The following is a 7,569-nucleotide window of genomic DNA, read 5'->3' as shown; positions in this document are numbered from 1 at the left end:
GCGGCATCCTCGGCCACGTCGCGATCATCATCGGCCTCGGCACGATGCTCGGCGCGATCCTGGAGGTGTCGGGCGGCGCGGAGGCGCTCTCGTCCCGCCTGCTCAACCTGTTCGGCGAGAAGCGCGCCCCGCTCGCCATGGGCCTGACCGGCCTCATCTTCGGCATCCCGGTCTTCTTCGACGTAGGCATCTTCGTCCTGGCGCCGATCGTCTACGCGGCGGCCAAGCGCTCCGGCAAGTCGATCCTGCTCTACGCCATGCCGCTGCTCGCGGGCCTGTCGATGACGCACGCGTTCCTGCCGCCGCACCCCGGCCCGGTCGCCGCGGCGGGCCTGTTCAAGGTGGACCTGGGCTGGGTCATCCTGATGGGCGTCATCGTCGGCATCCCCGCCGTGCTCGCCGCGTGGGCGTACGCCGCCTGGATCGGCAAGCGCCTCTTCGTCCCCGTACCGCAGGACATGGTCGAGGCGGCGGACGAGGCGAAGGCGGCGGTCGCCGCGGAGCGCGCGGCGCGCCGGGCGGCGGTCGGGGGACCCACCGACGGCGCAAGCACAGGCGCAGGCAAGAGCACAGCCACGGGCAAGGGCACAGGCGCAGGCACGGGCTCCGGTTCGGTCGCCGTCGCCGAAGGCCCGTCCGAGGCCCCCGCGGAGCAACCCCCCGCCCTCTCCACGGTCTTCCTCATCATCGGTACGCCGCTGCTGCTGATCCTCGCCGCGACGTTCTCCTCCATCGCCCTGGACCCGTCGACGTTCCGCTCGGTCATCGAGTTCTTCGGGCACCCCTTCGTGGCGCTGACGATCGCGCTGCTCATGGCGTACTACCTGCTGGGCATCCGGCGCGGCTGGTCGCGCAAGTCGCTGGAGACGGTGTCGACGGCGTCCCTGAAGCCGGTCGGCAACATCCTGCTGGTGGTCGGCGCGGGCGGCGTCTTCGGCGCCGTACTGAAGGGGTCGGGCATCGCGGACGCGCTGGCGGACACGTTCAACGACGTGGGCCTGCCGGTCGTCGTGCTGGCCTGGCTGATCTCCGTCGTGCTGCGGGTCGCCCAGGGTTCGGCGACGGTGGCCATCGTCACGACGGCCGGCATCGTCGTCCCGCTGGTCGAGGGACAGGACCTCTCGCAGGCCCATCTGGCGCTGATCATCATGGCGATCTCGGCCGGTTCGATCTTCGCCTCGCACGTCAACGACGGAGGCTTCTGGATCGTCGCCAAGTACTTCGGCATCTCCGAACGGGACACCCTCAAGTCCTGGACGGTCCTTGAGACGGTCCTGTCGGTCGCGGGCTTCGCGGTGGCGGCGCTGCTGAGCATCTTCATATAGCGGGACGAAGCGGAGCCCGGCTGTTCCTGGCACAGGATCGTCGACCATACTGCCCGCTGTGGAGCAGCGCATAGGACCCAACATCCAGCCCCTGCAAGGCGCCGCGGTCGACCCGGCGTTCGTGCCCGGCATCACGGGCCCGCGCCCCGCCGAGCCGAAGGAGGCCGTCTCCGAGGAGACGGCCTCGGACGGGGAGACGGCCCCTGAGGAGGAGACGGCCCCCGAGAAGCGGACGCCTGCCAAGCAGACGAACCTCAAGAAGGAAGCCGCAGAGGAGGAACCCTCCGAAGACGAGCCCTCCAACGACGAGCCCTCAGACGAAGAACCTTCCGGCGAGGAACCCTCCAGCGATGAGCCGGAGGACTCGGAGGAGGCTCCCGAGGGCGGCCCCGTCTTCGAGGCCTCCGACCGCCGCGCGAAGATCGTCGCCGACCACAGTGGCGTACGGCTGCGCCTGGACGACCAGGAGGCCGAGTTCCGCTGGGAGGAGATCGGCGCCGTCGAGACCGAGTCGCCGCGCTTCGGGAAGCGGTTCACCATCACGGTGCACACCCCCGACCGCCGCTGGTACCCGATCGAGATCGAGGCGTCGGCCAGGTCCCGCTTCAAGGAGTGGGAGACCCAGCTGGACGAGGTCCTGGACACGTACTTCGAGGACGCCGAAGAGGCATCCGAAGCGGAAGAGACCGAGGACGCGGAGAGCACCCCGTAAGGGGCGCGGGGAACTGCGCGACCGGCAACGGTCCCGCAGTTCCCCACGCACCTCGTACGAGGTGACTCAACTGCAGTACTGCGCTTCCTTCCCGATGGACCGGTACATGCAGTCGGAGTTCTCCAACAGCTGCAGCACGGCGTCGCGGTTCCGCGCGGTCTCCCGCTCGATCACCTCGTCGGGCGGGTAGAACCCGCCCCCGCCGCTGGACCCCGGATACATCTCGAAGGTGTAGGCGAAGATCTTCTGACTGCCCCACAGGTAGTCGTCGATCGACCCGTCGGTGATGTAGAGGTCGCTGGACTGCTCGGGCGTGTAGCCGTTGCTGGCGGCCATCTTCTGGCCGACCGTGGCGAAGGCGTTGCGGTCGTCGACCGTCATACCGGTCGTGGTGTCCGCGTTGGTGTACCCGAAGGGCCACAGCACCAGCTCGCTGTACGTGTGGAAGTCCACGCCCGCCCTGATCTGCTGCTTGCCGCCCACGACCCGGCTGCGTACGAAGTCGGCGACGACCTTCACCTCGGGCGCGGACTCGGCCGCGGTGCCCCGGTAGGTCTCGGAGGACGTCGAGCCGGACGAGCCGCCGCAGCAGCCCCAGCGGTAGTTCCAGTTGCGGTTGAGGTCGGTGCCGACGTACGAACTGCCGGTGTTGGGCTGGCGGTTCTTGCGCCACGAGCGGTAGGCGCCGGACGCGATGTCGTACTCGCCGCCGTCCGGGTTGAGGTCCGGGACGATCCAGATCTCGCGGTTGTTCACCATGTTCGTGACGCGGGAGTCGGAGCCGTACCCGGCACCCAGCTCACGCAGCAGATAGAGCGCCATCTCCACGGTGAGGTGCTCGCGCGCGTGCTGGTGGTGGGTGAACAGGACCTCGGGCTCGGACTCGTCGGTCGCCACGTTGTCGCTGATCTTGATGGCGACGATGTCCCGGCCCTGGTACGACTTCCCGATCACGCGCTTGCTCATGATGCTCGGGTAGGCGGCCAGGCGCTGGTTGATCTCCGTGTTCATCTCGGCGTAGTTGTGATAGCGGGAGTCGGCGGAGGGGAAGTCGAGGATGCCCACGTCCGCGGCGCTGGAGCGGTCGGGGGCGGTGCCGAGGGCCGTGACCTCGTAGCCGAGCTGCCGCAGCTTCTTCGCCTGGGCCGCGCGTCCCGAGACGACGACGGTCTCCTCGTCGGCCTCGTCGATCGACACGCCCGCCTGGGAGATCGCCGTACGGGTGGCCGAGGTGCTGCCGTGGACATGGACCTCGTACTGACGGATCTCCTCCGTGTCGGCGGCGGGAGCCGCCCCGGAGGCGCCGTTCGCGCTGGTCGTGGCGGCGATGGGGGCCGCGAGAGCCAGGGCGAGCAGGGTGGCGAGGGCGGCCGTGCGCCGGCCGCGTCTGCCGGGTGAGGGGGGTGCGGCGGGTGTGCCGCCGCCTTTGATGCGAAGTCGCATTGATTCTCCTAGTTTCTCCAGAAATTCCGGGATCACCGGAAGTGTGGGGAGTGGAGCGGGGGGTGGATCGGTGCGACGTGCCGGGGCTGTCCGCCGAATGCGCCGACAGGACCCCGCGTGCGGGTGTGGCGCTCATCGTGGGGCTATGGCATGTCCGGGTCAAGGCCAGGCCAAAACCCACCACCCCGAACCGGCCGAAACGAGACGGTCGCTCCGTGGCCCGTGGCCCTGCGTCCCGTGGCCGCGTGCCGCGTGCCGCGTGTCCCGCGCCGGGCGCCGGGTGTCCCGTACCCGTGCCGCGTGTCCCGCGCGTCGGCGGGCGCGCGGGATCGCCGGCCCCGCCCCTTCAGGGGCGCGGGGAACTGCGCGACAAGCACCGACCGGCCCGCACGCATCAGAGGGCCTACCCGCGGAGCGCCAGGCGCACGCGGTGCGGCACGCGGCGCACAAGCCGGGCGCAATGCATATATGCGGCCCGGCAGTGTACGCGCCCGCACCCCCCACGTCGCGGACCCACCCAAAGTGCACCCACGGGTGTGACGCGCGCGTGCGAACCCAAGGCGCAGCCGGAAAACTGAGAACCAGCACAAGAGGAGCCACCCACTCCGGCTCCCGTCTCACACCCAGAGGACTGGCTGATCATGGGCGGATCAGCGCCGCGAAGGGTCCACCAGCCACCGGTCGAGACGACCAGCTTCGTCGACCGGCGGGACGAACTGGCCGAGGGGCGGCGGCTGTTGGCCACCGCACGACTGGTCACGCTGACCGGACCCGGCGGCGTCGGCAAGACGCGGCTGGCCGGGCGGATCGCCGCCCGGGTCGAGCGGGCGTTCCCCGACGGCGTCCGCTTCGCGCACCTCGCCGGCCTGCACGACCCGGAGCTCGTCCCGCTCGCCGCGGCCGACGCGCTGGGCCTGCACGACCACTCCGAACAGCCGCCCCTGGACACGCTGGTCGAGCAGCTGCGGGACCGCCGACTGCTCCTCGTCCTCGACAACTGCGAGCATCTGCTGTCCGCCTGCGCGGAGTTGGCGGCGGCTCTGCTGCACGGCACGACCGGCGTCCGTGTCCTCGCGACGAGCCGCCACCGCCTGGCGCTCACGGAGGAACACCTCCTGGACGTACGTCCCTTGCCGGTGCCCGACCCGGACTCGGACCTCTCGGCCGCCGCGACCTACCCGGCCCTTGCGCTCTTCGCCGACCGGGCCGCCGCCGTCGCCCCCGGCTTCGAACTCACCCCCGACAACCGGGCCGCCGTGGCCCGCCTCTGCCGCCGCCTGGACGGGCTGCCCCTCGCCATCGAGCTCGCGGCCGTCCGGATGCGCGCCCTCGGCGTCGACCAGCTCGTCGCCCGGCTCGACGACCGCTACCGCCTCCTCACCACCGGCAGTCCGGCCGTCCTGCCCCGCCATCAGACACTGCGCGCGGCGGTCGACTGGAGCCATGAACTCTGCACGGAGGCCGAGCAGTTGGTGTGGGCGCGGGCCTCGGTCTTCGCGGGGAGCTTCGACCTGGAGGCGGCGGAGGCGGTGTGCGCGGACGCGGACGCACACGAGGACGAGCGGGGTAACGGCGACCAGGGCGACGGTACGAGCCTCGGCGACGGCAAGAGCATCGACGTACACCCCCAAGACGTCCTCGAAGCCGTGGCCGGTCTCGTCGACAAGTCCGTGCTGTGCAGGGAAGGCGGCCCCGGCACGGCCAGATACCGCCTGCTCGACACGCTGCGGCACTACGGGCTCGACAAGCTGCGGCAGTGGCCCGGGGAGGAGTCGGCCGCCCGGCGGCGGCAGCGGGACTGGGCCCAGGAAGTGGCCGCGGAGTGCGAGCGGAGGTGGTTCGGGCCGGGGCAGCGGGAGATCGTGGCACGGCTGCGGGCCGACCAGGACAACCTGCGGGCCGCCCTGGAGTTCAGCCTCACCGTGCCGGGCGAGGCCCGGGCCGGACTCGGGCTCGCCGGGACCCTGTGGTTCTACTGGCACGCCTGCGGAGCGCCCCGCGAGGGCCGGTACTGGCTGGACCGCGCACTCGACGCGCACCCCGAGCCCACCCGGGAGCGCGCCAGGGCACTCTGGGTCGCGGGCCTGCTCGCCGGCTGCCCCGAGGACCTCACCCGGGGCCGCCACCGCGCCGAGGACGCCCGTGCGCTCGCCCGCCGCCTCGGCGACCCGGCCGAGGTCGCGCACGCCGAGTACCTGCTCGGCCTGATGGCCCTGTTCGGCGACGACCTGCCCGCAGCCCTTGAGCACTACGAGGCCGCCGTCGCCCGCAACCCCGTCGACGGCCAGCTCCCCAGCCTCGCCGTCCTCGACCAGGTCGAACTCGCCGCCAGCCTCGCCTTCCTGGGTCACACCGACCGGGCCGTCCAGGTCTGCGAGGACGCCCGCCGCCTCTGCGAGGAGCACGGCGAGGAATGGGTCCGCTCGTACGTCCTGCGCGTCCTCGCCCTCGCGTACGCGGAGCGGAAGGAGTGGGACCGCGCGGAGCCGCACGCCCGTGACGCCCTGCGCCGCAAGCTCGCCGTGCACGACGTCATCGGCATCGGCCTCACCCTCGACCTGCTGGTGGTCATCACCGCCGCCCGCGGCGCCCACGAACGCGCCGCCGTCCTGCTCGGCGGCGCCGACCGCGTCTGGGCCGGCATCGACGGCAACCGGTTCGGCTCCACGACGTACAACTCCGCGCGCAAGGAGAGCGAGACGCGGGTGCGGGCGGCCGTCGGACCGGGGGTCTTCGACCGGGCCTACCGGCGCGGCGGCGGGCTCGGGCTCACCGCGATCGTCTCGTACGCCCTCCAGGAAGCCGGGAGAGCGGTCGTCCCCGGCCCCCGCCGGGCCGACGGCGCTCCTGCCCCGGACTCCGTCCGCGGGGATCCCCGTCTCGCGTCGCTCACCCGGCGCGAGAGGGAGGTCGCCGAACTCGTCGCCGACGGGCTCGCCAACCAGCAGATCGCCGACCGCCTGGTGATCGCCCGCCGCACCGCGGAAGGCCATGTGGAACGCATCCTCGGCAAGCTCGGCTTCAGCAACCGCAGCCAGATCGCGGCGTGGGTCTCCGCCCGCCGCTGAACGCCGGTCCCGGTCCCGGGGCCGGCCCGGACGGCGAGACGCCACAACGCCCGCCCGTCCGCAGCTGGGCAATTCACCGACAGCCGGGCAGCCCGCCCACGACCAGGTGAACAGACCAGACCCACAACCAGGTGGACACGACAGAAGGGGAGCCCTAGTGACTGCCGAACCATCCGAGCCGGCCGAGCCATCCGAGCTGGCCGAGCCATCCATGCCGGCCGAACCAGCCAAGTCGGCCCGACCAGCCAAGCCGGCCCAACCAATCAGGCCAGCCCGACCAACCAAGCCGGCCCGACCAATCAAGTCGGCCGAGCCGTCCCAGCAGGCTCAACCAGCCCCGCCCCCAGGGTCGTTCGACCACCGTATGGCGGTCTTCGGCTCCGACGACGCGTTCGTCGCCGCCGCGCTCCCCTTCCTCGCGGAGGGCCTCGCCGCCCCGGGCGAACCACCGCCCGTGGCCATCGCCGACCCCGGCAGGCTCGCCCTCCTGCGGGACGCGCTGGGCACGGACGCCAAGAGCATCACCTTCGTGCCGCACACCGAGTGGTACACGGGCTCGGCGGCCAACGCCGTTGCCCAGAGCGCCGGTTACCTCGCCGCGAACGCGGGACCCGGCGGCCGTATCCACCTCCTCATGGAGCCGCACTGGGCCGGCCGCGCTGGGCGTTCGGCCCGCGAGACCACCGAGTGGATCCGCTACGAGTCGCTCGCCAACCTCCTCTTCGCGCCGTTCGCGACGACCGCCCTGTGCGCGTACGACACCCGCACCGCGGGCCCCGCCATCGTCGACGCCGCCCGCCGGGCACACCCCGACACCCCGGTGTACGAACAACCGGCCCGCCTGGTCCACGAGTTGGACGCGGTCCCCCTGCCCCCGCCGCCACCGGACGCCGAGCGCCTCACCGCCCCGGACCGCGAAACCCTCCGCGAGCGCGCCCGGGCACGCGGACTCACCCCCGCGGACGCGGACCTGTTCGCGACGGCGGTCACCGAGGCGGCGACCCCGTACGCACCCCTGATC

Annotated in this window: 5 protein-coding genes; 4 read left to right on the top strand and 1 reads right to left on the bottom strand. The window is 72.1% G+C overall.

Features of this window, described 5'->3' with window-relative positions:
* Together AOK17_RS49255 and AOK17_RS38055 are read left to right on the top strand one after the other, a co-directional pair.
* A partial coding sequence (locus tag AOK17_RS49255; protein ID WP_055617181.1) for a GntP family permease occupies positions 1-1,325 on the top strand: 1,325 nt, incomplete at its 5' end.
* A gap of 58 nt (positions 1,326-1,383) precedes the next feature.
* The gene (locus AOK17_RS38055; RefSeq protein WP_055617180.1) at positions 1,384-2,037 is read left to right on the top strand and encodes a hypothetical protein; all 654 of its coding nucleotides are present in this window, start codon (positions 1,384-1,386) and stop codon (positions 2,035-2,037) included.
* A gap of 66 nt (positions 2,038-2,103) precedes the next feature.
* Here AOK17_RS38055 and AOK17_RS38050 read toward each other — a convergent pair whose 3' ends face one another.
* Complete coding sequence (locus AOK17_RS38050; protein ID WP_055617179.1) at positions 2,104-3,480, bottom strand: M14 family metallopeptidase; 1,377 nt, start codon at positions 3,478-3,480, stop codon at positions 2,104-2,106.
* A 641-nt stretch (positions 3,481-4,121) separates the two neighbouring features.
* On the opposite strand from AOK17_RS38050, the gene AOK17_RS38045 reads away from it, so the two are divergent.
* Entirely contained in the window at positions 4,122-6,548 is a 2,427-nt protein-coding gene (locus AOK17_RS38045) for an ATP-binding protein (RefSeq protein ID WP_055617178.1), read from the top strand.
* A 364-nt stretch (positions 6,549-6,912) separates the two neighbouring features.
* Positions 6,913-7,569: MEDS domain-containing protein (locus tag AOK17_RS38040; RefSeq protein ID WP_055617177.1), on the top strand; the 657-nt coding region annotated here is incomplete at its 3' end.

It is taken from the genome of Streptomyces phaeochromogenes (genome assembly GCF_001418655.1).
Classification (GTDB): domain Bacteria; phylum Actinomycetota; class Actinomycetes; order Streptomycetales; family Streptomycetaceae; genus Streptomyces; species Streptomyces phaeochromogenes.
The sequence above is the reverse complement of the archived record's forward strand: the minus strand, read 5'-3'. Positions and strand labels throughout refer to the sequence as shown.